Source organism: Pseudomonas brenneri (genome assembly GCF_007858285.1).
GTDB classification, from domain to species: domain Bacteria; phylum Pseudomonadota; class Gammaproteobacteria; order Pseudomonadales; family Pseudomonadaceae; genus Aquipseudomonas; species Aquipseudomonas brenneri.
Genome location: NZ_VFIL01000008.1, coordinates 1 through 26,648, shown reverse-complemented (window position 1 = coordinate 26,648; position 26,648 = coordinate 1). Strand labels below are relative to the sequence as shown.

At 61.0% G+C, this 26,648-nt stretch carries 24 protein-coding genes and 1 pseudogene; 4 read left to right on the top strand and 21 right to left on the bottom strand.

Translation table 11 applies throughout. The features are described 5' to 3' along the window. Positions 1–259: 259 nt before the first annotated feature. The 13 genes and pseudogenes from hutG to hutC all read right to left on the bottom strand — a co-directional run bounded on the left by hutG (position 260) and on the right by hutC (position 14,856). A complete protein-coding gene (gene hutG, locus FJD34_RS18155; protein WP_090292781.1) occupies positions 260–1,060 on the bottom strand; it encodes an N-formylglutamate deformylase in 801 nt (266 codons plus the stop codon). A gap of 13 nt (positions 1,061–1,073) precedes the next feature. Continuing rightward, positions 1,074–2,279, bottom strand: coding sequence for an imidazolonepropionase (gene hutI, locus FJD34_RS18150; RefSeq protein ID WP_090292779.1), 1,206 nt, complete (start codon positions 2,277–2,279; stop codon positions 1,074–1,076). 17 nt (positions 2,280–2,296) lie between these two features. Beyond that, positions 2,297–3,706 (bottom strand): amino acid permease, encoded by a 1,410-nt coding sequence (locus FJD34_RS18145; protein WP_032862253.1) that lies wholly within the window; start codon positions 3,704–3,706, stop codon positions 2,297–2,299. Positions 3,707–3,750: 44 nt separating this feature from the next. Continuing rightward, positions 3,751–3,837, bottom strand: a pseudogene (locus FJD34_RS28420) (outer membrane lipoprotein carrier protein LolA); the annotation flags it as partial. 26 nt (positions 3,838–3,863) lie between these two features. After that, a complete protein-coding gene (hutH, locus tag FJD34_RS18140; protein WP_090292776.1) occupies positions 3,864–5,402 on the bottom strand; it encodes a histidine ammonia-lyase in 1,539 nt (512 codons plus the stop codon). Between the two features lie 20 nt (positions 5,403–5,422). Next, positions 5,423–6,946: an HAL/PAL/TAL family ammonia-lyase gene (locus FJD34_RS18135; RefSeq protein WP_090293252.1), complete on the bottom strand. Its 1,524-nt coding sequence runs from the start codon at positions 6,944–6,946 to the stop codon at positions 5,423–5,425. A 135-nt stretch (positions 6,947–7,081) separates the two neighbouring features. Further along, positions 7,082–7,906, bottom strand: a complete 825-nt coding sequence (locus FJD34_RS18130) for a quaternary amine ABC transporter ATP-binding protein (protein ID WP_050593423.1) — start codon at positions 7,904–7,906, stop codon at positions 7,082–7,084. Next, positions 7,903–8,754, bottom strand: coding sequence for an ABC transporter permease (locus FJD34_RS18125; RefSeq protein ID WP_032862254.1), 852 nt, complete (start codon positions 8,752–8,754; stop codon positions 7,903–7,905). The genes FJD34_RS18130 and FJD34_RS18125 overlap by 4 nt, the downstream gene beginning before the upstream one ends. A gap of 72 nt (positions 8,755–8,826) precedes the next feature. Further along, positions 8,827–9,795: an ABC transporter substrate-binding protein gene (locus FJD34_RS18120; RefSeq protein ID WP_032862255.1), complete on the bottom strand. Its 969-nt coding sequence runs from the start codon at positions 9,793–9,795 to the stop codon at positions 8,827–8,829. Between the two features lie 68 nt (positions 9,796–9,863). Next, on the bottom strand, positions 9,864–11,321 hold the full coding sequence (locus FJD34_RS18115; protein ID WP_065944524.1) for a purine-cytosine permease family protein: 1,458 nt from the start codon (positions 11,319–11,321) through the stop codon (positions 9,864–9,866). A 177-nt stretch (positions 11,322–11,498) separates the two neighbouring features. Beyond that, on the bottom strand, positions 11,499–13,169 hold the full coding sequence (gene hutU / locus FJD34_RS18110) for a urocanate hydratase (RefSeq protein ID WP_032862257.1): 1,671 nt from the start codon (positions 13,167–13,169) through the stop codon (positions 11,499–11,501). A gap of 350 nt (positions 13,170–13,519) precedes the next feature. Beyond that, on the bottom strand, positions 13,520–14,080 hold the full coding sequence (locus FJD34_RS18105) for a HutD/Ves family protein (protein ID WP_065944523.1): 561 nt from the start codon (positions 14,078–14,080) through the stop codon (positions 13,520–13,522). Further along, entirely contained in the window at positions 14,077–14,856 is a 780-nt protein-coding gene (gene hutC, locus FJD34_RS18100) for a histidine utilization repressor (RefSeq protein WP_174553297.1), read from the bottom strand. The genes FJD34_RS18105 and hutC overlap by 4 nt, the downstream gene beginning before the upstream one ends. A gap of 78 nt (positions 14,857–14,934) precedes the next feature. Between hutC and FJD34_RS18095 the strand changes: the two genes are divergently transcribed. Then, positions 14,935–16,299: a formimidoylglutamate deiminase gene (locus FJD34_RS18095; protein WP_032862260.1), complete on the top strand. Its 1,365-nt coding sequence runs from the start codon at positions 14,935–14,937 to the stop codon at positions 16,297–16,299. A gap of 112 nt (positions 16,300–16,411) precedes the next feature. Here FJD34_RS18095 and FJD34_RS18090 read toward each other — a convergent pair whose 3' ends face one another. Both FJD34_RS18090 and FJD34_RS18085 read right to left on the bottom strand, forming a co-directional pair. Then, positions 16,412–17,335 (bottom strand): LysR substrate-binding domain-containing protein, encoded by a 924-nt coding sequence (locus FJD34_RS18090; protein ID WP_032862261.1) that lies wholly within the window; start codon positions 17,333–17,335, stop codon positions 16,412–16,414. Further along, the gene (locus FJD34_RS18085) at positions 17,335–18,183 is read right to left on the bottom strand and encodes an EamA family transporter (RefSeq protein ID WP_032862262.1); all 849 of its coding nucleotides are present in this window, start codon (positions 18,181–18,183) and stop codon (positions 17,335–17,337) included. The genes FJD34_RS18090 and FJD34_RS18085 overlap by 1 nt, the downstream gene beginning before the upstream one ends. Positions 18,184–18,726: 543 nt before the next feature. On the opposite strand from FJD34_RS18085, the gene FJD34_RS18080 reads away from it, so the two are divergent. Beyond that, a complete protein-coding gene (locus FJD34_RS18080; RefSeq protein WP_065944522.1) occupies positions 18,727–19,035 on the top strand; it encodes a DUF6124 family protein in 309 nt (102 codons plus the stop codon). Positions 19,036–19,095: 60 nt separating this feature from the next. Here FJD34_RS18080 and FJD34_RS18075 read toward each other — a convergent pair whose 3' ends face one another. Both FJD34_RS18075 and FJD34_RS18070 read right to left on the bottom strand, forming a co-directional pair. Then, positions 19,096–19,665 carry a lipocalin family protein gene (locus tag FJD34_RS18075; RefSeq protein WP_032862264.1) on the bottom strand — a complete coding sequence of 190 codons (570 nt, stop codon included), beginning with the start codon at positions 19,663–19,665 and terminating at the stop codon, positions 19,096–19,098. Between the two features lie 30 nt (positions 19,666–19,695). Next, entirely contained in the window at positions 19,696–19,950 is a 255-nt protein-coding gene (locus FJD34_RS18070) for a lipoprotein (protein ID WP_032862265.1), read from the bottom strand. A gap of 232 nt (positions 19,951–20,182) precedes the next feature. On the opposite strand from FJD34_RS18070, the gene FJD34_RS18065 reads away from it, so the two are divergent. Next, the gene (locus FJD34_RS18065; protein ID WP_032862266.1) at positions 20,183–20,455 is read left to right on the top strand and encodes a type II toxin-antitoxin system Phd/YefM family antitoxin; all 273 of its coding nucleotides are present in this window, start codon (positions 20,183–20,185) and stop codon (positions 20,453–20,455) included. Then, on the top strand, positions 20,452–20,775 hold the full coding sequence (locus tag FJD34_RS18060) for a type II toxin-antitoxin system RelE/ParE family toxin (protein WP_032862267.1): 324 nt from the start codon (positions 20,452–20,454) through the stop codon (positions 20,773–20,775). The genes FJD34_RS18065 and FJD34_RS18060 overlap by 4 nt, the downstream gene beginning before the upstream one ends. A 147-nt stretch (positions 20,776–20,922) precedes the next feature. On the opposite strand, the gene FJD34_RS18055 is transcribed toward FJD34_RS18060, so the two are convergent. From FJD34_RS18055 to FJD34_RS18040, 4 genes are all read right to left on the bottom strand, one after another. Beyond that, a complete protein-coding gene (locus tag FJD34_RS18055; RefSeq protein ID WP_032862268.1) occupies positions 20,923–21,936 on the bottom strand; it encodes a class 1 fructose-bisphosphatase in 1,014 nt (337 codons plus the stop codon). A 111-nt stretch (positions 21,937–22,047) separates the two neighbouring features. Next, complete coding sequence (locus FJD34_RS18050) at positions 22,048–23,385, bottom strand: DUF3999 domain-containing protein (protein WP_090293251.1); 1,338 nt, start codon at positions 23,383–23,385, stop codon at positions 22,048–22,050. Then, positions 23,385–26,459: a DUF2339 domain-containing protein gene (locus FJD34_RS18045; RefSeq protein WP_090292774.1), complete on the bottom strand. Its 3,075-nt coding sequence runs from the start codon at positions 26,457–26,459 to the stop codon at positions 23,385–23,387. Before FJD34_RS18045 ends, FJD34_RS18050 begins: the two co-directional genes overlap by 1 nt. Before the next feature lie 91 nt (positions 26,460–26,550). Next, positions 26,551–26,648, bottom strand: a 98-nt coding sequence (locus FJD34_RS18040; RefSeq protein WP_146552245.1) for an IS3 family transposase, incomplete at its 5' end; no start/stop codon positions are given.

The window sequence follows — 26,648 nt, the reverse complement described above, 5'->3', positions numbered from 1 at the left end:
AGGCAGTCAACACATACATCCTGAGACACCACAGAACATCCTTCTCTGATCATTAGGGCGCGCAGACTAGCAAGCACCGTGGCGTCATCTATGGCGGAAAGAGCATTAGGGAAATGACCTACTCGAATACCGGAACTATCTTAAGAGGCCAGCCCTTTCAATATCTTTGAAAAAGTAGCCGAAGTGGGCCAGTCAAACTCTATCTGGCTGACCCAACTCTATCGCGAGCAAACCCGCACACATTTTGATCTTCATTGGCTCAGGTGTAGTGCTTCTGGCCCCAGGCCAGGAATCCTTGCAGCAACTGCTTCAACACCACCCGCGTCGGCTCGGCCAGATCTGCCCGATAACGGAACGGCTCGAACTCTTCCATATATGTGCACTGCCCCAGCTCCAGTTGCACCGCATGGATATCCTGCGCCGGGTTGCCGTAGTGCCGGGTGATATGCCCGCCCTTGAAACGCCCGTTCAGCACATGGCTGTATTGCGGATGAGTCGCGCAGATCGCTTCCAACTGGCTGGCCAACCCAGGGTCGCAGGCGGCGCCGTTGAACGTGCCGAGGTTGAAGTCCGGCAGCTTGCCGTCGAACAGGTGCGGGATGACTGAGCGGATAGAATGCGCGTCGAACAGCAACGCGTAGCCAAACTCAGCCTTGAGCCGTGCCAGTTCGTGTTGCAGGGTCTGGTGATAGGGCGTCCAGATCTGCTCCAGGTAGGTCGCCCGTTCCTCTTTCGACGGCTCCTTGCCTTCGCTGAACAACGGCACACCCTCAAACAGCGTCGCTGGAAACAGGCCGGTGGTCGCGCCGACATACAGCGGCTTGTCGTCAGATGGCCGGTTCAGGTCGATCACAAACCGCGAATACTCGGCCGCCAGGGTGCTGGCGCCCAATTCTTGGGCAAAGTCATACAACGTGGGGATATGCCAGTCGGTATCGGGCAGGCTTTGTGCCTCGGGGATCAAGCCGGCCTCGACCGCAGGCGTCAGGCGCAGGCCCGCGTGGGGCATGCTGATCAGCAGTGGCACACGACCTTGTTTGAAGTTCAGAACCTTATCCACAGCGGTACTCCTTTTACACAGTGACGTCGACGCCATGGCGCACGACGCGTTTACCCAGCTCGCCGCCCAACCAGTAGGCCAGGTCGGCAGGACGATCGATCTGCCAGGCGACAAAATCCGCGACCTTGCCCACTTCCAGTGAGCCATGGGTGTCGCCCATGCCCAAGGCGGTCGCCGCATGTCGGGTGGCACCGGCCAGGGCTTCTTCCGGAGTCATGCGGAACAAGGTGCAGGCCATATTCAGCATCAGCCTTACCGACAACGCCGGCGAGGTGCCGGGGTTGAGGTCGCTGGCGATGGCGATCTTCACCCCGTGCTTGCGCAAGGCGTCCATCGGCGGCAATTGGGTTTCGCGCAGGAAGTAGAACGCTCCCGGCAGCAAGACCGCGACGGTACCGGCAGCAGCCATGGCGATGGCGTCTTCCTCGGTCATGAATTCCAGGTGATCCGCCGACAATGCGTGATACCGCGCAGCCAGGCTGGAGCCGTGCAGGGACGACAATTGCTCGGCGTGCAATTTCACTGGCAAGCCCAAACGCTGGGCGACCTTGAACACACGCTCGACCTGCTCGGTGGAAAACGCCAGGTATTCGCAGAATGCATCCACGGCATCCACCAGCCCTTCAGCGGCCAGGGCTGGCAGCATCTCGTTGCAGATATGCTCGATGTAGTCGTCGGCGCGATCCTTGTACTCCGGCGGTAACGCATGGGCTGCCAGGCAGGTGGCGCGCACGCTGACCGGCAGCTCCTCGCCCAGGCGCCGGGCCACGCGCAACATCTTGCGTTCGTTGGCCAGGTCCAGGCCGTAGCCGGACTTGATCTCCACCGTGGTCACACCGTCACGCAGCAGACTGCGCAGGCGCTGGCGGGCGCTGTCGAACAACTCGTCCTCGGTGGCTGCGCGAGTGGCGCGCACAGTGCTGGCAATGCCACCACCGGCCGCAGCGATCTCGGCGTAGCTCACGCCTTGCAGCCGTTGTTCGAACTCGCCACTGCGATTGCCGCCGAACACCGTATGGGTGTGGCAATCGATCAGCCCCGGCGTGACCCACGCCCCCTGCAGGTCATGAATCTGCCCATAGTTGCCGCTCGGCAGCTCGGCCCGAGGGCCGATCCATTCGATCAACGTGCCAGCCGTGACCATGGCGCCATCCTCGATGATCGAGTACGTGCCCTGGGCCATGGTTGCGATGTGGCAGTGGTGCCAAAGCGTTTTCATCAACGCCTCCCTTTAAGTTATCGGTGAGACAAAGCCGGGTCGTAATGAACCTTGGCAGCTTGCCCGGCTGCGGGCTTGACCCACAGCAGATAGGCGACGACCAGCAGCACAATCCACGCGGCGCCAACCAGCAACGCGGCCTGGGTGTCCGGGAAGTAGCCGAGTACGCCAAAAATAAACAGCATGAACACAATGGCCGCCGCCGGCGCGTAAGGCCAGAACGGTACCGGGAATTTCAGTTCGGCGACCTGCTCCTTGGTCATCGAGCGGCGCATCGCCACCTGGGTGACCAGGATCATCAACCACACCCACACCGTGGCGAAGGTGGCAATCGAGGCAATCACCAGGAACACGTTTTCCGGGATCAGGTAGTTCAACACCACCCCGCCGAGCAACGCCGCGCCCATTACCACTACGGTCATCCATGGCACGCCGTGGCGCGACAGTTGCGCAAAGCCCTTGGGCGCCTGCCCTTGCTGGGCCAGGCCGTACATCATGCGGCCTGCGCCGAAGATGTCACTGTTGATGGCCGAGACTGCCGCCGAGATCACCACGATATTAAGGATGGTCGCCGCCGAGCCAATCCCCAAGTTGCTGAAGATCTGCACAAACGGGCTGCCCTGGCTGCCGATCTGCGGCCATGGGTAGATGGCCATCAGCACAAACAGGGTCAGCACGTAGAACAGCAGGATGCGCAGCGGCACCGCATTGATGGCCTTGGGGATAACCCGTTGCGGGTCCTTGGCTTCACCGGCGGTAATGCCGATGATCTCGATGCCGCCAAAAGCAAACATCACCACGGCAAAGGACGCGATCAGGCCGCCCACGCCATTGGGCATGAAGCCACCATGGGCCCACAGGTTGCTCAACCCGCTGGCTGGCGCATCACCGGCCGAATGCACGCCAAACAGCATGATGCCGAAGCCGCCGAGGATCATCGCGACAATCGCCGCGACCTTGAGCAGTGACAGCCAGAACTCCATTTCGCCAAACACTTTGACGTTGCACAGGTTCAGCCCGCCAATCAGCAGGACAATCCCGAGTACCCAGACCCAGCGCGCGACTTCGGGAAACCAGAAGCCCATGTAGATGCCGAAGGCCGTGACGTCCGCCAGGCAGACGATGATCATTTCAAAGGCGTAGGTCCAGCCGAGGATGAAACCGGCCATCGGGCCCAGGTAGGTGCTGGCGTACTGACCGAACGAGCCGGAGACCGGATTGTGCACGGCCATCTCGCCAAGGGCGCGCATCACCATGAACACTGCGGCGCCACCGATCAGGTAGGCCAGCAGCACCGCCGGGCCAGCCATCTGGATGGCCGAGGCAGAACCGTAGAACAACCCGGTGCCGATCGCCGACCCCAGTGCCATGAAGCGAATATGGCGGGCGGTCAGTCCGCGTTTTAGACCTTGTGCTTGCTGGTGCATTGCTCGTCCCTAATTATTGTTATGCAGGGAAAAACGCTCCCCTTTGTAGGAGCGAGCTTGCTCGCGAAAAACCTGAGAACGCCACGGGGTGTCAGGTTTCCCGTGTCGTCGTTAACGATTTTCGCGAGCAAGCTCGCGCCTACAGGGGGCCTTGTGGTTAGAAACTTGGCAGCAGCTTGGCGGGTACCAGCTCGTTGAGGCAGCGGCTGGCCAGCAGTTCACTGGCGGCATTGATATCCGGGGCGAAGAAGCGGTCCTTGTCATAGAACCCGACTTTGGCGCGCAGGATGCCGCGGGCTTTTTCCAGCTTCGGCGAGGTTTTCAAGCCATCGCGCAAATCCAGGCCCTGGCACGCGGCCAGCCATTCCACGGCGAGGATGCCACGGGTGTTCTCGGCCATTTCCCACAAACGCTTGCCAGCAGCCGGAGCCATGGACACGTGATCTTCCTGGTTCGCCGAAGTGGGCAGGCTGTCGACGCTATGGGGATGGGACAACGCCTTGTTCTCGCTGGCCAGGGCCGCAGCCGTCACCTGGGCGATCATAAAGCCAGAGTTCACCCCGCCATTGCCCACCAAGAATGGCGGCAGTTGCGACATGTGCTTGTCCATCATCAACGAGATGCGGCGCTCGCTCAGGGAACCGATCTCGGCAATGGCCAGGGCCATGTTGTCAGCGGCCATCGCCACCGGTTCGGCGTGGAAGTTACCGCCGGAAATCACATCACCTTCGGTCGCAAACACCAGCGGGTTATCCGAGACCGCATTGGCTTCGACCACCAGCACTTCGGCCGCCTGGCGGAACTGGGTCAGGCAGGCGCCCATGACTTGTGGCTGGCAGCGCAGGGAGTACGGGTCTTGCACCTTGTCGCAGTTCTGGTGGGACTGGGACACCTGGCTGCTGTCACCCAACAGGTCGCGATAAGCGGCGGCGGAGTCGATCTGCCCACGCTGGCCACGGGCCGCGTGAATACGTGCATCAAACGGCGAGCGCGAGCCCAGCACCGCTTCCACGGTCAGGCCGCCACAAGCGATGGCTGCGGCGAACAGGTCTTCGCCTTCAAACAAACCGCGCAGGGCATAGGCAGTGGACACCTGGGTGCCGTTGAGCAGCGCCAGACCTTCCTTGGCGGCCAGGGTCAGTGGCGTCAGGCCGGCAATTTTCAGCGCCTCGGTCGCCTCCAGCCATTGACCCTTGTAGCGGGCCTTGCCTTCGCCCAGCAGCACCAGGGACATATGGGCCAGAGGCGCCAGGTCACCGGAAGCACCCACCGAACCCTTGAGCGGGATATGTGGGTAGACCTCGGCGTTGATCAGCGCGATCAGCGCATCGATCACCTGACGGCGAATCCCGGAAAAACCACGGCTCAGGCTGTTGACCTTGAGCACCATCACCAGACGCACCAGCGCGTCGCTGATCGGCTCGCCTACACCGGCGGCGTGGGACAGCACCAGCGAACGCTGGAGGTTTTCCAGGTCTTCACTGGCGATACGGGTCGAGGCCAGCAGGCCAAAACCGGTGTTGATGCCGTAGGCGGTGCGGTTCTCGGCGAGAATCTGCTCCACACAGGCCACACTGGCTTCGATCTGCGCCGTGGCGCTGTCATCCAGGCTGAGGGTCACCGGCTGCTGGTAGATGGCTCGCAGGTGGGCAAGGCTCAGTTGGCCTGGAATCAGATTTAGCGCAGTCACATTCATGCTCCTTTTTGAAATAGGGTTCAGTGCACACTCGGTAAAGCGTGGTTCAGCAAATCCGTGTTCTTGAGCAGCTTGGCGGTGGTCGCGATATCCGGCGCCAGCCAGCGGTCTTGCTCATAGGCCGGGACCTGCTCGCGCAGCAGGCGCCAGGCGGTGTGGGTGCCGGCGCCGAAGCCTTGTTCCTTGAGAAACTCAAAGGCCTGGGCCGCCAGCAGGTATTCGATGGCGAGGATCTGGGTGACGTTGTCCAGCACCGCATGCAGCTTGAGCGCGGCATTGGTGCCCATGCTCAGGTGGTCTTCCTGCAGGCCCGAGGTGACGAAGTTATCGAGCACCGCCGGCTGCGCCAGTTGGCGATTTTGCCCACACAGGGAAGCGGCAACGTACTGCACGATCATCATCCCCGAGTTGACGCCAGGGTTGCTCACCAGGAAGGCCGGCAGGCCGCTGACATGGGGGTTGATCAGGCGATCCAGGCGGCGCTCGGCGATGGAACCGATTTCGGCCATGGCGATGGCCAGCATGTCCGCCGCCAGCGCCACGGACTGGCCATGCGGGTTGGCCTGGGAGACCACGCGGTAGCTGTCCGGCGTGCCCAGCAGCAAAGGGTTGTCGGTGGCACCGTTGAGCTCGGTCTCGATCTGCCGGGTGGCGTGCTCCAGTTGATCGCGGGCAGCACCGTGGACTTGAGGGATCGAGCGGATGCTCAACGCGTCCTGGGTGCGAATGCCCTTGCTCGCGGCGATCACTTCACTGCCGTCGAGCAGCGCGCGCAAATTGATCCCCACTTGCTGCATACCGGGGTGCGGCTTGAGGGCAATGATTTGCTCGTCGAATGCGTCGATCTGCCCGCGCTGTGCTTCAAAGCTCATGGCCCCGATCACATCGGCCCATTGCAGCAAATGGTGGGCATCGGCCAGGGCCAGGCAGCTCAGGCCGCTCATGCACGGCGTGCCATTGACCAGGCACAGGCCGTCCTTGGCGCCGAGTACAACTGGCTGTAGGCCTTCGGCGGCCAACGCCGCCTGGGCCGTAACGATCTGACCCCGATAGCTGACATTGCCCACGCCCAGCAAGGCAATGCCGATATGCGCCATATGGGTCAGGTAGCCCACCGACCCTTGGGACGGCACCTGCGGGGTGATGCCGTGGTTGAGCAGCGCCAGCAGCGAATGCACCACCTGCGGATGCAGGCCGGACTTGCCCTGGCTGTAGTTGATGATCGCCGCACAGATGATTGCGCGGGTCTGCTCATTACTCAGCGGCGCGCCGACACCACAGGCGTGGCTGAGTAAGGTGTTACGCGACAACTGGCTCAGTTGCTCGCCCTCGAGCGACACGTTGCACAAGGCGCCCAGGCCGGTGTTGACGCCATAGGCGCGCTCGCCGCTGGCGACGATGCGCTGCACGATGGCCTGGGCGTTGTCGATGCGCGCCCAGGCCTGGCCCGACAGCCCCAGTTCGGCGCCAAAACGAGCGACGGCGACCACGTCCTGCCAGTGCAGCGGGGTGTCGGCGATGATGATTTTTTTAGCCTGGGACATCTTCATACCTTCTTCAATTCTTTTCAGCCTTGCCGCCTCTTCGCGAGCAAGCCCGCTCCCACAGGGGAAACGCATTCCAAATGTGGGAGCGGGCTTGCTCGCGAAGAGGCCAGCCAACTCACCACAAAACCCGGCTCAGACCACCGCCGCCCGCCGCTGAACAAAGCGGTCCACATACTCGTCCGCCGGCGAATGCAGGATCTCCCGCGGCGTGCCGACCTGGATCAGCTTGCCGTCCTTGAGGATCGCAATGCGGTTGCCGATGCGCACAGCCTCGTCCAGATCGTGGGTGATAAACACGATGGTCTTGTGCAGGGTCTTTTGCAGTTCCAGCAACTGGTCCTGCATCTCGGCGCGGATCAATGGGTCGAGGGCGCTGAACGCCTCGTCCATCAGGATGATGTCCGTGTCGGCCGCCAGGGCCCGGGCCAGCCCCACGCGCTGGCGCATGCCGCCCGACAGCTGGTGCGGGTATTTGTTTTCGTAGCCCTTCAGGCCCACGGTTTCGATCCAGTGCAACGCGCGCTCGGTGCACACCTGCTTGGTTTCGCCACGCACTTTCAGGCCATAGGCCACGTTGTCCAGCACACTCTTGTGCGGCAGCAGGCCGAAGCTCTGGAACACCATGCTGATCTTGTGCCGGCGGAACTGGCGCAAGGCGTCCATGTCCAGTTGCAAGATGTCTTCGCCGTCTACCAGGATCGCGCCGCTGGTGGGGTCGATCAGGCGGTTGAAGTGGCGCACCAGCGTGGACTTGCCGGAGCCCGACAGGCCCATGATCACAAAAATCTCGCCGGTACCGATGCTCAGGGACAAGTCATTGACGCCCACCACGCAACCGGTCTGGGCCAGCACCTGGTCCTTGGTCTTGCCCTGGCCAATCAGCGCCAGCGCCTCTTTGTCCCGCGCACCGAAAATCTTGAATACGTTTTTCACTTCGATCTTGCTGACAGTGGTCATTTGCTCGCCTCATGCCGTGGACGGCCATAGGCCTGGGTAATGCGGTCGATGACCACAGCGAGAATCACAATCGCCAGGCCGGCTTCAAGGCCGCGCCCAACGTTAAGGGTCTGGATACCGACCAGTACGTCTTCGCCCAGGCCACGGGCGCCGATCATCGAGGCGATCACCACCATCGACAGGGCCATCATGGTGGTCTGGTTGATCCCGGCCATGATGCTCGGCAGGGCCAGCGGCAGTTGCACACCAAACAGTTGCTGCCAGCGGTTGGCACCGAAGGCATTGATGGCTTCCATCACTTCACGGTCCACCTGGCGAATGCCCAGGTCGGTCAGGCGAATCAGCGGCGGTGCGGCGTAGATCACCGTGGCGAAAATCGCTGGCACTTTGCCCAGGCCAAACAGCATCAGTACCGGGATCAGGTACACGAAGCTGGGCATGGTTTGCATGATGTCCAGCAACGGCATCAGCACCGCGCGCAGGCGATTGCTGCGTGCCGAAAGGATGCCCAGCGGGATGCCGATCAATACCGAGATCACGGTCGCGACCAGCATCAGCGCCAGGGTCTGCATCAGTTTGTCCCACAGGCCGACCGCGCCGACCAGGAACAGCAGGCCGACGATTACCGCCGTGGTCACTACCTTGCGGGTGGCGTGCCAGGCAACGCCGCCGACAATCGCCAGCATCAGCCACCAGGGCGCCATGCGCAGCAGGCCTTCCAGGTTGACGATGGCCCACAGCAAGGTGTCGGAAATTTGCCGGAACACATCGCCGTAATTGGTCACTAATGCATCGACCCAACCGTTGACCCAGTCGGCGATGGAAAACGTAAAACTCTCAGGAAACATAACGTGCTCTCGATCCTATGGAGTGTGGCCGGGTGCCCGGCTGCCTTTTCAGGGTAGCCGGGAGCACTGTGCCTACAAGGCCGCGTCGATTTTCTTGGCTGCGTCTTCACTGACCCAGGCGTGCCAGACTTCCGGGTGTTCCTTGAGGAAAATCTTCGCCAGCTTCGACGAATCAATGCGCTCTTTGCTCATGCGCGCCAGGTTCTGGTTGAGCAGGTCGATCGGCAGGTTGACCTTTTCCAGCACCGCCACCAGTTCCGGGGCTTGCTCGTGGAAGGTCTTGGACAGGCCGACCTTGATGGTCACGCTTTTATCCACGCCAGGTTTTTCGTCGAGTTTGACCAGGTCCACCTGGCCCATCAGCGGCGTTGGCGTCCAGTAGTAAAACAGGATCGGCTCGCCACGTTTGTAGCTCGACAGCACCGCCGCATCCAGTGCCGGGCCGGTGCCTGGGCGGAAGTTGGTATAGGAACTTTCCAGGCCATAGCTCTTGAGCATTTCGCTGTTGTCCAGCTCACAAGTCCAGCCGGCCGGGCAGTTGTAGAAGCGGCCCTTGGACGGCTCTTCCTGATCCTTGAATACCGCAGAGTACTTGGCCAGGTCGGCAATGTTTTTCAGGTCCGGTGCCTTGGCTTCGAGCTTGCGCTTGGCGTCGCCTTCGATCACGTAGCGTGGCACGTACCAGCCTTCAACAGCACCGACCACGGGCGCGCCGACACCCACGACTTTGCCGGCCTTCTCGGCCTTCTTCCACACTTCGCTGCGGCCAACCCACTCCTCGGCGAAGATCTGAATATCGTTGCTGCCCAGGGCGTTTTCCATGGTGATGGAGTTGCCCGGCAGGCTATCGGTTTTGCAGTCGTAGCCTTTTTCCAGGACCACTTGCAGGACATCGGTCAGCAACATGCCGCTTTCCCAATTCAGGCCGGCGAATTTCACCGGTTTGCCCGACTCGCACCAACCGGCTGCCTGAGAGGCGCCAGCAGCGGTGAGCAAGCCTGCGGCGAGCAATGGGGTCAGCAAGGTCTTATGCATTTTCATTGTGTGACGCTCCCAATCATGAAATGGATTACGGCAGTCAAAAGGCATCCTGCCTCGTCCACGTCCCATCAGGCTTGTGCAAGCTGCCCGGTTGTTGTTGATGCAGCGCCCTGCTCTACCGGCAGGATCAGTCGTTCAGGGATTGCGCCGTGCCATTTTTTTGCACATACGTAATACAGGGCTGCTGGCAGTACCAGGCCGATGATCCAGGAAATATCCACACCTCCCAGGGCGGCCACCAGGGGGCCGGTGTAGAACTTGGTGGCGATGAACGGCAATTGCACCAGCACGCCGAACACATAGACGCTGATACCGAGCAGGTTCCACCGGCCGTAGCGACCGTTCGGGTCGGCCAATGCCGGCACGTCATAGCGATCGCGGGTGATGCAGTAGTAGTCCACCAGGTTGATCGCGCTCCAGGGCGTAAAGAACGCCAGCAAGAACAAGATGAAGGACTTGAACGCACTGAGGAACGAGTGCTGGCCGAGCAACGCGATCAGGGTCGCAGCACCGACGATGAGCAGCACGAAAGCCAGGCGCTGCAAGCGCGTCACCTCCATGCGCCCCCGAAAGCCGCTGACAATGGTCGCAATGCACATGAAGCTGCCGTAGGAATTGAGCGTGGAGATGGTGACCTTGCCGAACGCGATGCTGAAGTACAGCAGCGCCGCCGTGGCCCCCGTGCCACCCAGCCCCACGATGTAGGCCACTTCGTTACCGGCAAATTGCCCGTTGGACATGGCGGCGGCGAACACCCCAAGGATCATCGCCACCTGTGCGCCAATGACCGAACCTGCGCCTGCGGCCAGAAAGGTTTTCACCGAGGACGTATTGCTCGGCAGGTAGCGCGAATAGTCAGCCACGTAGGGGCCGAAGGCGATTTGCCAGGAGGCCGCGAGCGACACTGCGAGCAAAAAACTGCTCCAACTGAAGTGACGGATTTGCAGGAGTGCGCCAATGTCGGTCTGGCTCATCAGGCGGCTGAACAGGTAGACAAAGGCAATCACGCCAATGACGCTGGCAACACGCCCGATGAAATGGATCACCCGGTAACCGAGCACCGTGACCAGCACAATGACACTGGCGAAGATAAGGATGCCGACACTGTCGCTGACCCCAAACAACTGGCCCAGCGCCTGGCCGGAAAGCACCGTCCCGGTTGCGGTGAAACCGAGGTACATCAAGCACACCAGCACAATCGGAATGGCCGCGCCATACACACCGAACTGCACCCGGCTGGAGATCATCTGTGGCAGGCCGAGCCTTGGCCCTTGCGCCGCATGCAACGCCATCACGCCGCCGCCCAGCAGTTGACCGATCAACAGACCGATCAACGACCAAAACACATCACCGCCCAACACCACGGCCAGGGCCCCGGTGACAATCGCGGTGATTTGCAGGTTGGCGCCCATCCACAGGGTGAACTGGCTCAATAGACGACCGTGTCTTTCCGCTTCCGGGATGTAGTCGATCGAACGCCTTTCGATCAACGGGGTGGAGCTTGCACGCGCGTCGTTTGCAGCCATAGGTGTTCAACCTCTGATGGATTGTTTTTCGGTGGTGCGGATGAAGCAGGTCTTGTGTACACAGCAGGTCAAATGTGGGAGCTGGCTTGCCTGCGATACGCGCGACGCGGTCTGTCAGGCAGACCGCAGTGATGCCATCGCGGGCAAGCCCGGCTCCCACAGGAGCCGAGCCAGCCGTTATTTGATCATCGGCAGGTTCAGGCCCTGCTCCTTGGCGCAGTCGATGGCGATCTGGTAGCCGGCGTCTGCATGACGCATCACCCCGGTAGCCGGGTCGTTATGCAGCACCCGCGCAATCCGCTCGGCGGCTTCATCGGTACCGTCGCAGACAATCACCATCCCCGAATGCTGGGAGAAGCCCATGCCTACGCCGCCACCGTGGTGCAGCGAGACCCAGGTCGCGCCGCTGGCGGTGTTGAGCAAGGCATTGAGCAACGGCCAGTCAGACACGGCGTCGGAACCGTCCTGCATGGATTCGGTTTCGCGGTTCGGGCTGGAAACCGAGCCGGAGTCCAGATGGTCACGACCGATCACCACCGGTGCCGACAACTCACCGCTGCGCACCATCTCGTTGAATGCCAAACCCAGCTTGGCGCGCTGGCCCAGGCCAACCCAGCAGATACGCGCCGGCAGGCCCTGGAAGCTGATGCGTTCGCGGGCCATGTCCAGCCAGTTGTGCAGGTGGGCGTCGTCGGGGATCAGTTCCTTGACCTTGGCGTCGGTCTTGTAGATGTCCTGCGGGTCGCCCGACAGTGCCGCCCAACGGAACGGGCCGATGCCACGGCAGAACAGCGGGCGGATGTAGGCCGGTACAAAACCCGGGAAGTCGAAGGCATTTTCTACACCTTCTTCTTGCGCCATCTGACGGATGTTGTTGCCGTAGTCGAAGGTCGGAACCCCCATTTTCTGGAAGTCCAGCATGGCCTGGACGTGTACGGCCATCGACTGCTTGGCCGCCTTGATCACCGCCGCCGGTTCGGTCTTGGCGCGCGCGCGGTATTGGTCCCAGGTCCAGCCAGCCGGCAGGTAACCGTTGAGCGGGTCGTGGGCGCTAGTCTGGTCGGTGACCATGTCCGGGCGTACGCCGCGCTTGACCAGTTCAGGCAGGATTTCAGCAGCGTTGCCAAGCAGGGCAATGGAGATGGCCTTGCCTTCCTTGGTGTACTTGGCGATGCGCGCCAGGGCGTCGTCGAGGTCGCTGGCTTGTTCGTCGACATAGCGGCTGCTCAAGCGAAAATCGATACTGACCTGCTGGCATTCAATGTTCAGCGAGCAGGCACCGGCCAGGGTCGCGGCCAACGGTTGTGCGCCACCCATGCCGCCCAGGCCGGCGGTGAGGACCCAACGGCCAGTCAGGTCGCTGTTGTAATGCTGGCGACCGGCTTCGACGAAGGTCTCGTAAGTGCCCTGGACGATGCCCTGGCTGCCGATGTAGATCCAACTGCCGGCGGTCATCTGGCCGTACATGGCCAGGCCCTTGGCATCCAGCTCGTTGAAATGTTCCCAACTGGCCCAGTGCGGTACCAGGTTGGAGTTGGCGATCAGCACACGCGGGGCATTGCTGTGGGTCTTGAACACGCCGACCGGCTTGCCCGATTGCACCAACAGGGTTTCGTCGTCATTGAGGTGGGTCAGGCTTTCGACGATCTGGTCGTAGCACTCCCAGTTACGCGCCGCACGCCCGATACCGCCATACACCACCAGCTCCTTGGGGTTTTCGGCCACTTGTGGGTCGAGGTTGTTCATCAGCATGCGCAGCGGCGCTTCAGTCAGCCAGCTTTTGGCAGTGAGCTTGTTACCGCGGGCAGCGCGGATTTCGACGTCACGGTACTTGGTGGGCTTACTCACGAAAAATTCCTCTGCGATCAATGCGCGAACATGATGGGTGCGAAGAGGATTGCCTGTGACTCTTACGCACACATATTTACTTGTACATACAAGCATATGCAATCAAGCGGCCAACTTGGATTGGACGAGGTGGAGATTTTTCTGGAGATGAGTGAAAGCCCCGGAAAACAAGGCTTTTCGGCTTGATAAAATTTCTTACAAAGGGGTTTTGAAGTGCCGCAGGATTGCTACTGAAGCAGGGCATTGCGCCATGCTGGGGCATTCGGTAACAACTTGGTGCGGGACTGGAAACAGATTTTGTAGCCTATGAAGATCCAAATGTGGGAGCGGGCTTGCTCGCTCCCACATTTTTAATCGTGTGCGGTCAGTTCGATCAGGCAGCAGCGGCCAGTTACCGCAATGTCCAACAGGCCGGTGTTACCGTCCACCTGCAAGCAATCATGATGGCCCAGCACTTCGCCAAGCGCCTTCACCTCATCAGCAACGCTGAACACCAGCACGGTGTGCGCAGTACTGAAAAACTGCTGCACCCCATCCACCCACTGCAAACGTGCGTGGTAACGCTGGGGCGCATAGATCAGGTTGAAGTCGCGGATCGGCCCGGTGATCAAGCGGCACGCGACCTGGCTTTCGCCACTGAAGGCAAAGGGCTGCAGCGGTAACAACCCACGCTGCTCCTCGCCATCCACGGTCAACACCATACCGGCGCCCTGGATCACAGTGATCACCCGCTGATAGCCGGCAAACGTGGAAAAACCACCCGACTCGGCGATATCGGCAATCGACAGGCGCCAACCAAAACCGTCCAGGCCGTGGCCTGCGTCCCGGGTGATTTCTTCGGTACTGCCGCCGCCGTTTTTCCACGGCATGCGCACGTAATCAGCGGCGCGCCAGACCTTTACCGTAGTCATTTGCTGAAACGCCCTTCGAGGCTATGACGCGAGCCAGGGTGGATCAACCGCGCCGCCGTCACCGGCTGGCGACCGGACCAGGTGCGCCTGCGAATCAGCAGGCACGGCTCGCCGGCCTCGATCTGCAACAGCTGGCACTCCTGCGGGTCAGCCAGGATGGCTTCCACCACATGCTCGCCCTCGGTCAATGGCGCCACTTGGTTGAGATAGGCGTAAGGGGTTTGCTGGGTGAAATCCTGTTGCAGGTACTGCGGTGCGACCAGGGCGTTGACGAAGCGGTCTTCGATTTGCACTGGGATATCATTTTCGTAGTGCACGATCAGCGAGTGGAACACCCGCCCGCCTTCGCGCATTTCCAGGGCCACGGCCCGCTCGGACCCGGCGGCTTCTTCGCCCAGGGTGATCACCTTGCAGGTGTGACGATGGCCACGGGAGGCAATCTCGTCCGCGATGTTATGCACCTCGAACAGCGCCGACTGACTCTTGGGCTCGGCGACGAAGGTGCCGACGCCCTGCATGCGCACCAGCAGGCCTTCGGCGGTCAGCTCCCGCAGGGCGCGGTTGATGGTCATGCGGCTGAAGCCCAACTGGCTGACCAGTTCGCTTTCCGACGGCACGCGATAGTGCGGCGGCCAGTTGCCGTTGAGAATCTGCTGGCTGATCATCTGTTTGACGCGGGCATACAAGGGCGCCGGACTTTCGTCCATGTGGGCAGCCAGTGGAGACTTGGCGGGCGGAGTCGGCACGGGGAATCCTTGCAGGGGGAAAAGATGCATAGATTGCCGGAGTTTACCGAGCAGGCAAACGTCTGTATATGTATATACAAATAAACACACGACCGGGGTGCCTTGATCATGTCCGCTTTCTTTGCCGAACGCGCGCTGCTGCCTAATGGATGGGCCAACGATGTACGTCTTGAAGTCAGTGCCGATGGCCTGCTGACCAACGTGACGGCCAATGCCAGCGCAGACGGTGCCGAGCGGCTCAGGGGCCCGTTGCTGCCGGGCATGCCGAACCTGCACTCTCACGCATTCCAGCGGGCCATGGCGGGGCTGGCGGAAGTCGCCGGCAACCCCAATGACAGCTTCTGGACCTGGCGCGACCTGATGTACCGCATGGTCGGCCAGATCAGCCCCGAGCAATTGCAGGTCATCGCCCGCCAGCTGTATATCGAGATGCTCAAGGCCGGCTACACCTCAGTCGCCGAGTTCCACTATGTGCACCACGATGTCAGCGGCCAGCCGTACGCCGACCCCACCGAACTGTCACGCCAGATCAGCCTGGCGGCAGCCAGCAGCGGCATCGGCCTGACGTTGTTGCCGGTGCTGTACAGCCACGCAGGCTTTGGCGGCCAGGCACCGAACGACGGCCAGCGCCGGTTTATCAACAGCACCGAAAACTACCTGGACCTGCAAGCGCGTTTGCAACCGATAGTGGCCGCACAACCGGCGCAGCAACTGGGCCTGTGTTTCCACTCATTGCGCGCGGTAACGCCGCAACAGATCAGCGCAGTTCTGGCCGCCAGCGACAAGGCCTGCCCGGTACATATCCACATCGCCGAACAGCAAAAGGAAGTCGACGACTGCCTGGCCTGGAGCGGCAAGCGCCCGCTGCAATGGCTGTATGACAATGTCGACGTCGACCAGCGTTGGTGCCTGGTGCACGCCACCCACGCCAACCCCGAAGAAGTGACGCTGATGGCCCAGAGCCGAGCGATTGCCGGGCTGTGCCTGACCACTGAAGCCAACCTGGGCGACGGGATTTTCCCGGCGGTGGACTTCCTGGCCCAGGGTGGGCGCATGGGGATTGGCTCTGACAGCCATGTGTCGTTGAGCGTGGTCGAAGAACTGCGCTGGCTGGAATACGGCCAGCGCCTGCGCGACCAGCGGCGTAACCGGCTGTATCGCAGCGATCAACCGATGGTCGGGCGTACGTTGTTCGACGCAGCTCTGGACGGTGGCGCCCAGGCCTTGGGCCAGCCGATTGGCCGACTGGAAGTGGGCAAGCGTGCGGACTGGCTGGTGCTGGACGGCAATGATCCGTACCTGGCGACGGCCAGTGAAGACGGGATTCTCAACCGCTGGCTGTTCGCCGGGGGTGATCGCCAAGTGCGTGATGTGCTGGTCAATGGCCAGTGGGTGGTGCGCGATGGGCGGCATGCTGGCGAGGAAGAGAGCAGCCGGGCCTTCACGCAGGTTCTTAGAGACCTACTGTCCTAACAGTACATCCCACTGTAGGAGCTGGCTTGCCAGCGATGACGGATTGCCAGTCAATAAATTCATTGGCTGACCCACCGCTATCGCTGGCAAGCCAGCTCCTACATGGACCTCTTCAGCTACAGATTTGCGGACACTGCTCGCGGACTTCTCCCACAAACTCATCGGCAGTCGCCTTGAGCCAAGCAAATAGCCGGGCGATATCCGGCTCAGACTGTCGCCCGTTTCGACAAATGATGTAGTACGCCGCCGGTGACATCATCACCGGACAGTTCAAAGCCAGCAGGCTCCCCTCTTTCAGCGCGTCATACACCAGCGCCGTCCTGCCCAGAGCAATCCCGCCGCCTTTGACCGCCAGACTGATGGCCTGACTGGAATCCGCAAACCGCGGGCCATGGTGAGACGGCACAGGCGCCATCCCCTGGAATGCAAACCAGCCGTCCCAGCCTGGACACACTTGATCGTCGACCCGATGAATCAACGAGTGCCGCGCGATATCCTCCAGCGCAATATCGCCATTGGCCCGCACAAACTCCGGCGAGCAGACCGGGAACACGCCATCACGCATCAGCAGTTCGACATGATGCTCCGGATAGTCGCCGTACCCCATCACCACCGCGACGTCGTATTGATGGGCACCCAGGTTATCGGTACTGGTCAACACCAGATCCAGATTGAACGAAGCCTCTGCATGAGAGCCATGCAGCCTGGGAGTCAACCATGTCGAACAGAGGGACGAGGTGCACGAAAAATAGAGCGGCTGGGGTGTGCTCAGGTTGAGCGAATGCAGCACGGCATCCAACTCGTTGAAAAAACCAGCCGTCACCGGCAACAAGGCCTGCCCGGCGTCGGTCAGCTTGACGCCCCGCGAGTGGCGCTCAAACAACTGCACGCCCCACCACTCCTCCAGTCCGGAAATTTGGTGACTGATGGCGCTGGCGGTGAGGTTAAGGCCAGCAGCTGCACGAGCGAAACTGCCGGTCTGTGCGGCACTGACAAACGCTTGAAGCATGGGTGTCGGGGGTGGGCGCTGGGCCATCAGGTGCTCACTTTGATCAGGATGATCCCGCAAACAATGACAAGCGCCGAAAGCATCCGCCGCCAGCCGAACCGTTCATGGAAGAACAGCGCGGCAATAATGGCGCCGATAATAACACTGGTTTCCCGCAGCGCTGACACCTTGGCGACCGCATCCAGCGACAGCGCGAACAACACCAGGCCGTAGGACGCGAGGTAAAAAATACCGCCCAGCATGCCTACCCGCCAATGGCTGCGAATTGCCTGGACGAAACTCGTACGCGCTTTCAAAAACGCCAGCAGCGGAATCGGAATGCTCTGGAACACCGTCAGGTAGATGATGTATTGCAGTACCGTCTGACTGGCCCTTACACCCTTGGCATCCACTACTGTGTAGGACGCAATAAACACCCCCGCGCCCACCGCCATCAGGATCGGCCTGAGCCTGTGCGCCGTCATCCTGCGCACAAACGTCAGGCTGATAATCCCCAGGCAGATCAACAGCACCCCCGCCATCGCCTGGAACGACAGGTGTTCGTGCAGCAGAAAGTAGGAAAACAGCGCGACCAATACCGGCGGCACGCCGCGCATCACCGGGTAGACCTGGCCGAAGTCGCCCGTTTCATAGGCCTTGATCAGAAACAGTCGATAGACCGTATTGAGCACCACCGAAAGCAGGACATAACCCCAGACCTGCAGGCTCGGCACATCGACCAGCGGCAGCGCCGCGAGGCAGATCAGCAATGCGGTGCCATCGACCAGGGCCAGGGTCATGAAACGGCTGCTACCGGCCCGAACCACCGCATTCCAGGTGGCGTGCATAAAGGCGGAGATCAGGACCAGGGTGATCGCAATATCGGAGTTGTCCATGGGGTGGGGCCGTTCAGAGGAAAAGGCGGGTATTTAACTCAGCCTCGCGCGCTGGCCAGAAGCGAATCCTCATCAGCACAGCCATCAAAATCCATCATCGACGCCGGAGCCCTCTGTAGGAGCGAGCTTGCTCGCGAAAAACGTCAACGATAACGCGTGCTTACTGAATGAATGCGGCGCCTGTAAGTTTTTCGTCGGAACGCCGCCCGGAGACAAGCTCGCTCCTACAATTTGGTCATGGTTTGTAAAGGGCCAGCAAGGCGTGTCCCTTTAAATTGCAGGACGTTTCCGAGACAATCCCTGCCGCCTTGTGTCTGTTGGAATCGATGGCTAGCCTGCGCTCCGTCACTGCTCATCAGTGATCGGGTTTAGTCGCCCGGTACATCACAAGGTGCATGGTCCCATGAAGTTTTATGGTGGCTGTGCGCAGGGCACCCTCGGGTGCGCCGGATTTCCTTGTGGCCGGTCGACTAACCTGCGTACAGCCGCCACCCTTCGTTTAGTCGCGACGGACCGGCTCCGATTCTCACAAGGAGCTTCGCCATGCATAAACTTGTCCCCGACCCACCTCGTGATCCCGCCAAAGACCGCGCCGCGTTCAACCGCGCCATCGACCATTACCTGCCGACCCGGGAAGTTCACAGCACCCACGCAGACTTGAGCTTCGAAGATGCGTTGCTCTATACCGCCAGCCTGCTGGACAGTGCCTGCGCGACGGCACTCGATTGCACAGAGTCGCTGGAGAGCCCCGAGCGGGCGAAGGTGTTGGCGGTGTGGCATCTACTGGAAATGGCCAAGACCACCGTCGATCAATCGATTGAGTGCCTGCACCCTGCCAGGGCAAAAACCTGAGTGCAAAAAAAGGCGGGCTTGTATGGCAAGCCCGCCTTTTTTAATCGACCCGTGGCCAGGTTACTGCGAGGTCTTCGCCATCTGCTTATCCGACGTACGCCAGATCAAACGCGTGGTGTCGTAGCCCTGCTGGCGTGCCCTGCTCAGCAGGTCTTCGCGGGTGTCGGCGCTGACAGTCGGCGTTCGCGACAGCAGCCACATGTAGCGTCGGCTCGGGCTGCCGACGATGGCAGTCTTGTAGTCATCGCTGACGTACAACACCCAGTAATCACCCTTGGCCACACCCGGCAGCAATGCGGTGAACCAGTTGTTGAATTCGACCCACAGCTTGTCAGTCTTGCCCGGTACTTGCGGTGTGGCCGTGCCCTTGGCTTCTTCCCACTTCCACTCGGTGGTCAGGCAGCGGTTGAACACTGACATGTCGCCATCGGGCAGCAGGGAGTAACGCGCCTCGGACTGCGCGCAGTTACGCTGGAAGTACATGGGCAGGCGGGCCAACTCGTACCAGGTGCCCTGGTAACGCTTGAGGTTGACACTGCCGACTGTCTTGGGTTGCAGATCATCGCCAGAATGGCTGGCGCAGCCTGCCAAAAACAGGCTGGCGCAAAGGTACAAAACAAAACGCATCATTCTTCTTCTCCCGCAGGCTTTCGCCCCGGTTTACTTCAGGCCTTGCCCGGAAAACATCAGAACTTTGTCACCGGCGTACTGCACGCTGATAAAGCTGGTTTTGTCGCCCCAGGTGCAGCTGGACATGCCCAGCGCGCCGGAACAATCAGTGGGCTTGCCCAGCAATGACTCCACCTCGGCCTTGGCCATGCCAGCCGAAAGCTTCTGGTAGTTTTCCTGGGTGACCTTGCTGCAAGCGGCCAGCAGGACGCAAAAACACAAGAGGGCGATACGGCGTAACGACATGGTAGAGCTCCTGGAGGGACACACAGCAGTGGGGATCTGCCAGAAGCTTAGAAGGGAAAAGGGGGGTCTGGTTCCCGGAAGGGGGTGGTATTTCTTTTTTCTACAAAATGGCCTTTTTCGAAAATTTTTAAACGAGTAGATCGCCGCCTTTCGTCGATCAGACTGATTGAACAGACCAGAAACAACTAAATTAAGACTAAAATCAGTCCTAATTTCAAGTAGGGGTCTTGTAATGAAATTCTCATCCCAGATAAAACCGATCAGTTACCTGAAAAGCCATACCGCAGAGATCGTCAAGAACCTCACAGAAAGCCGCGAACCGCTGGTCATCACCCAAAATGGTGAGGCAAAATTAGTCGTAATGGATGTGAAGAGCTTTGAAGAGCAAGCGGAAACGATGGCGCTGTTGAAGCTTTTGGCACTAGGCAACCGACAAATTGAGCTGGGCCAGTTTCAGGATATGGAGGACGTGTTCGCTGAACTGGATCAGGACGAAGCTCAATGACTTATCGAGTTGTTATTCTTCAATCTGCAAAAAACGATCTGAAAGAACTCAAGTCCTACCTCACGCGACAGTTCTCTACATCAACCTGGCAACAGACTTACGAGTTGCTCAAACAGGCTTTACGCCGCCTGGAAACCCAACCGTATGCAGGCTCGATGCCGGAAGAAATCGAAAAGCTGAACCTGACCCAGTACCGACAAGTTATCTGCGCAATGAACCGGATCATCTACGAAGTCCGAGACAAGACCCTCTACATCCACATCATTGCCGACACACGTAGAAACCTGCAGGCACTGCTACTCAAAAACCTTATCCAATAAAAAGCCCCGCAACGCTGAAACGTTTCGGGGCTTGATCTGACGCGCAAGGTTCACTGTAGGAGCGAGCTTGCTCGCGAAAAAAGTACAGCCAAGGCAGCAATGCTGCCTGGAATACTTTCGCGAGCAAGCTCGCTCCTACAGAAGGCGTTACGCCTTCTTGTGGTAACCGGTCACACGCGCCACTTCTTCCTTGGAGCCCAGGAACACCGCTACACGCTGGTGCAGGCCTTCAGGCTGGATGTCGAGGATGCGCTGGTGGCCGTCGGTGGAAGCACCGCCGGCTTGTTCGACCAGGAACGACATCGGGTTGGCTTCGTACATCAAGCGCAGTTTGCCCGGCTTGGACGGCTCGCGGCTGTCGCGTGGGTACATGAACAAGCCACCACGGGTCAGGATGCGGTGTACGTCAGCGACCATCGCGGCCACCCAGCGCATGTTGAAGTTCTTCTTCAACGGGCCTTCTTCGCCTTCCATCAACTCGTTGACGTAGCGCTTGACCGGCTCTTCCCAGTGGCGCTGGTTGGACATGTTGATCGCGAATTCCTGGGTAGAGGCAGGAATCGAGATGTCTTCGTGGGTCAGCACGAAGCTGCCCATTTCACGGTCCAGGGTGAAGCCCTTGACGCCATCACCCAGGGTCAGCACCAGCATGGTCTGTGGGCCGTAGATCGCATAACCGGCAGCAACCTGCTCGGTGCCTGGCTGCAGGAAGGCCTTTTCGTTCAGGGCTTCGTTCTGGCTCAGGTATTCGTTCGGGCAACGCAGTACCGAGAAGATGGTGCCGACTGGCGCGTTGATGTCGATGTTCGACGAACCGTCCAGCGGGTCGAATACCAGCAGGTAGGCACCCTTGGGGTATTTGCCCGGGATCTGGTAGGCATTGTCCATTTCTTCGGACGCCATGCCGGCCAGGTGACCGCCCCATTCGTTGGCTTCGAGCAGGATTTCGTTGGAAATCACGTCGAGTTTCTTCTGCACTTCGCCTTGCACGTTTTCAGTGCCCATGCTGCCCAGGACGCCGCCCAGCGCGCCCTTGGACACGGCGTGGCTGATTTCCTTGCAAGCACGCGCCACCACTTCGATCAAAAAGCGCAGATCGGCAGGGGTGTTGTTGCTGCGGGTCTGCTCAATCAAATAGCGACTCAGGGTAACGCGGGACATGGACGGCTCCGGAGAATGGGGGGCTAAAAACCCGCGCAGTTTAGCGCGAGTCGGGGCGCATTTCCTCCTATCAGACGAGATAACCCTGACAGAGTTCATGCAACCCCCGGCTCAGGGCTTGGGCACAGGCTTGCGCAACAGACTGTAGGCCATCGCCCCGAGTGCCGCCACGCCCAGCAACAGCACGGCCCACAGGCCGACTGCCTGCCAGTTGATGCCTGCGGCCTTGGGTGCGACAGGTGGATTGAGCCGCCACTCGCCATCGAGCCTGGCCTGGCCCAAACCAGCCAGACGCTGGGGGCTGTAGTCAGGAATCAGCGTCGTCAACGACAGGTTCGCCGCCTTGGCCGACGGATTGCCCACCGCCAGGGTAAACGGCGGTTCGCCCCGTGCCAGAAACACCAATTGCGTGGCCCGCACGGCAAAGCTCAACGCCGGTGCCTGGGCCCCCAAGCCACCGCCGCGCTCATCGACATCCAGCTTGAGTTGCTGGACCGGGTAACCGGGCAACTGCAATTGATCCTGGGTGACTTCTTGCCCGCCCTGCGTCAAGCGGTAGAGCAAGCCACGACTCAACGGTTGCCACACCTGCTGGCTGTCCTGGCGCCCCAGCAGGCCAACTGGAGCCAGGCTGTTGGGTTGGCGCAACTCGATGCGGACCCGCTCGATGTTCAGCGCGGTGGGCAACTGCCAGCTGTATTGCCCAGGCTGGATGACGCTACCGGCCAGTGGCTGCGACCACACCAGCGGCAATGGCTGGCTGTGAGTGCTCTGCACCTGGATCGACGTCAGCTCCGGCGCGGCCTGGCCTTTCCATAACAACCGCAAGTAGCGGGTGGACTGTCCGGGTAAAACCACTTCACGCTGCTCAACCCGTTCGTCGGCAAATGCCAGGCGCGCCACCTGCCCTTCGCCCCAGGATCGCCAGTGCTGCAAATCGTCGCTGGCTTCGATGCTGAAACGCTGGAAACCGTCATGCTCACTGCTCCAGTCGAGGATCAGCTTTTGCAGCGGCGCCTTGATTGCACTGGCATCCAGCAACCAACCACGACGCACCTGCACGCTGGTCGGCAACTCACCCATCGGTTGCACCTGGACCAAGGTTCCGGTGGCGCTGGACTGCACGCGCACGCCCGGTACGGTCTCGCCAGTGTTGTCGACGGCGTACAACGGGAACCCCTTCAGGCGGGCCAGGCTGTCTGCGTTTTCAGCCGACTGGCGCACCAACGCATACGCCTGGGGTTCACCGGCCGCGTTGAACACCCGCACATCACTGTGATCGGCCTGGCGGGCGCTCAATTGCACCGCCAACGGCAGCTCCAGTGTGTACCAGGGGCCTTCGCCGCTGATCGCCAGTGGTGCCTGGCTGCTGAAATCAGCGGGGGCTTCCCGGGCACCTGCCGTGAACGCGGTACACAGGCCCAGCAGTGTGATGCTCAGTTTGCCGATCAAGAGGTTGCTCCTTGGGGTTCACGCTTGGGCGGCAGCGGGGCGAAATACCCCACCACCAGCAACAGTCCGCCCACGCCGATAAACGACACGATCCGCTCCAGGCCGCCACGGTTGCTCAGCTCGACGAGGAACAGCTTGGCGACCACCACGCCAATCAGCGCCGCGCCAATCAGCCACACCTCCCGACGATTGCGCAGGTGACCGCCGATCATCAGGCCCAGGGCAATCAGGGTCCAGACAATCGACAGACCGGCCTGGACCAGCATTGACTCCAGCAACGCATCCAGATGAAACGGCACGCCACCCCAATGGTGCGCCGCACGCATCACCAACGCGGTGAAGAAGGCAAACAGCGAAACCCCGGCCACGCCCTGCGCAATCCATGGGGTGCGCCCGCCCAGTTGCGGCGCCGCGCTGCGCGCCCACAAGTACACGCCCAACAGCGCGAACAGCAGGCCAAGGTCCAAGGGGTTGAGCAACGGCACATAGGGCAACGGCTTGGCGGTACCGTCGCTGAAGATATTGGCCAACCAGAACCACACCAGCATCAGCGCGGCCAACGGCAGCGCCGCCAGCAGGCGGTATTCACGCGAATAGGCAGATATCGGCCACGGCCACTGACGCGGCGCAGCGATGGCGATCAGGTACAGGCTTGGGAAAATCGCCCAGCCCAGCCAACGCCAGGCGTTGTATTGCACCGACAGCACCAGCAAGCCATAGCGCAACTCCAGGGCGAGCATGCCGATCAGCATCCAGCAGCCCAGCACATGGGCGATGCTCAGGGCTTTGACCGGCGCCACGTTGCTCAACCGGCGCAGCGCGATGAAATGCACGGCGAACACGCTGATCCAGGCCAGCCAGCCAAATTCGGCCGCCGGGTGATAATAACGATGCGCCGAGACCAGCAGCACCATCGCCGCCGCCGGCATCAGCAACAGGCTCAGGGCGCCCAGCGATGCCCAGCGCAGGCGCACGGCCAACAGGGTCCAGAGCGCCACACTGGCCGCCGCGGCCGCCAACAGGAACGTGGCTTGCAGCTCCGGTGGCGTGAAGCGCAGCACTTCGTTGCTCAACGCCGACGCCCACCAGATCACGCCCCAGGCCAGCAGCCCGTCCGAGATGCGCGGCAACTTGAGCCCGTCAAACACCGACGATTGACCCGTACCCTGCAAACGCCAGGCGCCCACAAATGCCGCCAGGCCCACGAGCATCGGCGCCCAGAATGCGAGGTGCCGGAACGCCGGCCACTCTTCATCGATCCATGGCGCCCACCACAACAGCAATGCGCCGCCCAGCACTTGCACAGCAAGCCCCGCGAACAGGAAGGTGCGCGAAGCGATGTGCAGGCCGACAAACAGCGTCACCGCGCCCGCCAGCGCCCAACTGATTGCCGTACCGTTAATCGACAACAGCAACGGCGCCAGCAAGTACAAGCCGCCCAGCCCCAAGCCGGCCAACACCGGCAAGCCGTAGCGCTCCCAGCCAGACACCTGCCCATCGCCCGCCTTGCGCAGTTGCCAGAAGCTGAACAGCAATGCCACGCCAAGCAGCAACGCGCCCAACGGTGCCCCCTCAAGCAGTGTGTGTTCGCCCGCCTCCAACTCACTGAGAAACGCCAGTGCCGACCCCAGTTGCAGCAACAGGCCAAACCCGCGCGCCAGCAAGCGCTGCTGGCGCAGGCCCAGCCAGAAGATCCCAGCGCCTTCCACCGCCCAGGCCGCAGCCGTCCAGCGCGCATCCAGGCCCAGCGGGATCGCCAGGCTGGCAAAGATCACGCCCAGGGCCAGGCAGGTTTCTGCGAGCAACACCGTACGCCCGCCACTGAGCACACGCGCCAGGAGCATATAGATGATGCCCAACGCCAACGCGCTGAATGCCGGCGCGAACGCCAGGTGTTGCACCAGGGTGAACTGCAAGCCGAACGCCACAATCGGCGGGCCGAACAACAGGCCACCATCGACATAATCGCCCTTGGCCGCCGACCAGCGCAGCAGTGCGCCACGGCTGTCATCGGCCGGGGCATCGCTCATTTCCAGGAGTTTGCGCCGCGCAAACAGCAGGCCGATGGCCAGGTACATCAGGAAAAACACAATCAGGAACGGCTCGGTACTCCATAGCAACTCCGGCGTGTAGGAGCGAATCCCCCAGGCAAAGCCAATGCCGAAGGTGCCGGCAAAGCCAATCACATTGAGCAAGCGCCAGGCCTTGAACCAGGCAATGGCGAGGATGCCAACGTTGAGCAAAGTGAAGTAACTGAACAGCGCCACATGGCTGCCCTCGCCGGTGGACGCCAGGATCGGCGCGGCGAAACCGCCCAGGGCGGCGGCGCAGGCCAGGCCGATGGCGTCCTGGGTAATCGCGAGGATCGCCGAAAACAGCGTCACCGCCACCAGCAGGCCGAGTGCCGCGCCGGGGTCGAGCAAAGGGTGCAGACGCATGGCGGCGAATACCGTCAGGTACAACACGGCGATGCCGGTGCCTTGCAGGGTCAGCGCGTAATTGCCGTTGCGCAGGCGCAGCCACCAGCCCAGGCCCAGCAAGCCCAGGGCGCAGGCAGCAACCCCGGCGTAACGCAGTTCGATGGGCACATCGACGCCTTCAGTGGCATAACGCAGCAAAAAGGCCAGGCCAAGAAACAGCAGCACCACGCCCACGCGCAGCACGGTATTGCCGCCCAGCAGCCAGTTGCGCGCCCCCAAAATGGCACGTTCGATCAGGTTGGGGCCGCGGGGAATTTCGGGTTCAGCGACGCGCGCAGCAGCGGCAGGTTTCCACAGGTCGTCCGGTAGTGGCTGACTGGGTTCGGGGGGATAGGTCGGTTGCAGTTCGGCGGGCAGTTCCCAGACCAGCTCGGGCGCAGCCACGGGTTCAGCAATGGGCGGTTCGACTTGAGGCGGCTTTTCCAGCACCGCGAGGCGTTGCTCCAGAGCCTTCAAGGCGCTGCCCAGGTTCGACAGACGAATGGCTTGGCCAATCCCCAAACCCAGTAGCGCACCGAAGCCTGCGTCACTGAACGATTCATCCAGTGCCCAGCCAAGCACCAGGCCAATCAGCATGAACATCCATTGCATGGTCGAGATCCCTAAGCAAACCGAGGCCTAGTATATCGATGCAATCCCAATGTGGGAGGCTTGTGGACTGCCCCCGAAAAGTTGGACAGTTTCAGCTAGCAGCCTCAGCAGCATGAGTCCTGTATTTCACAGGGCTCATGCCATTGAGCTTTAGCTTGATGCGGTCATGGTTGTAGTAGTGGATGTACT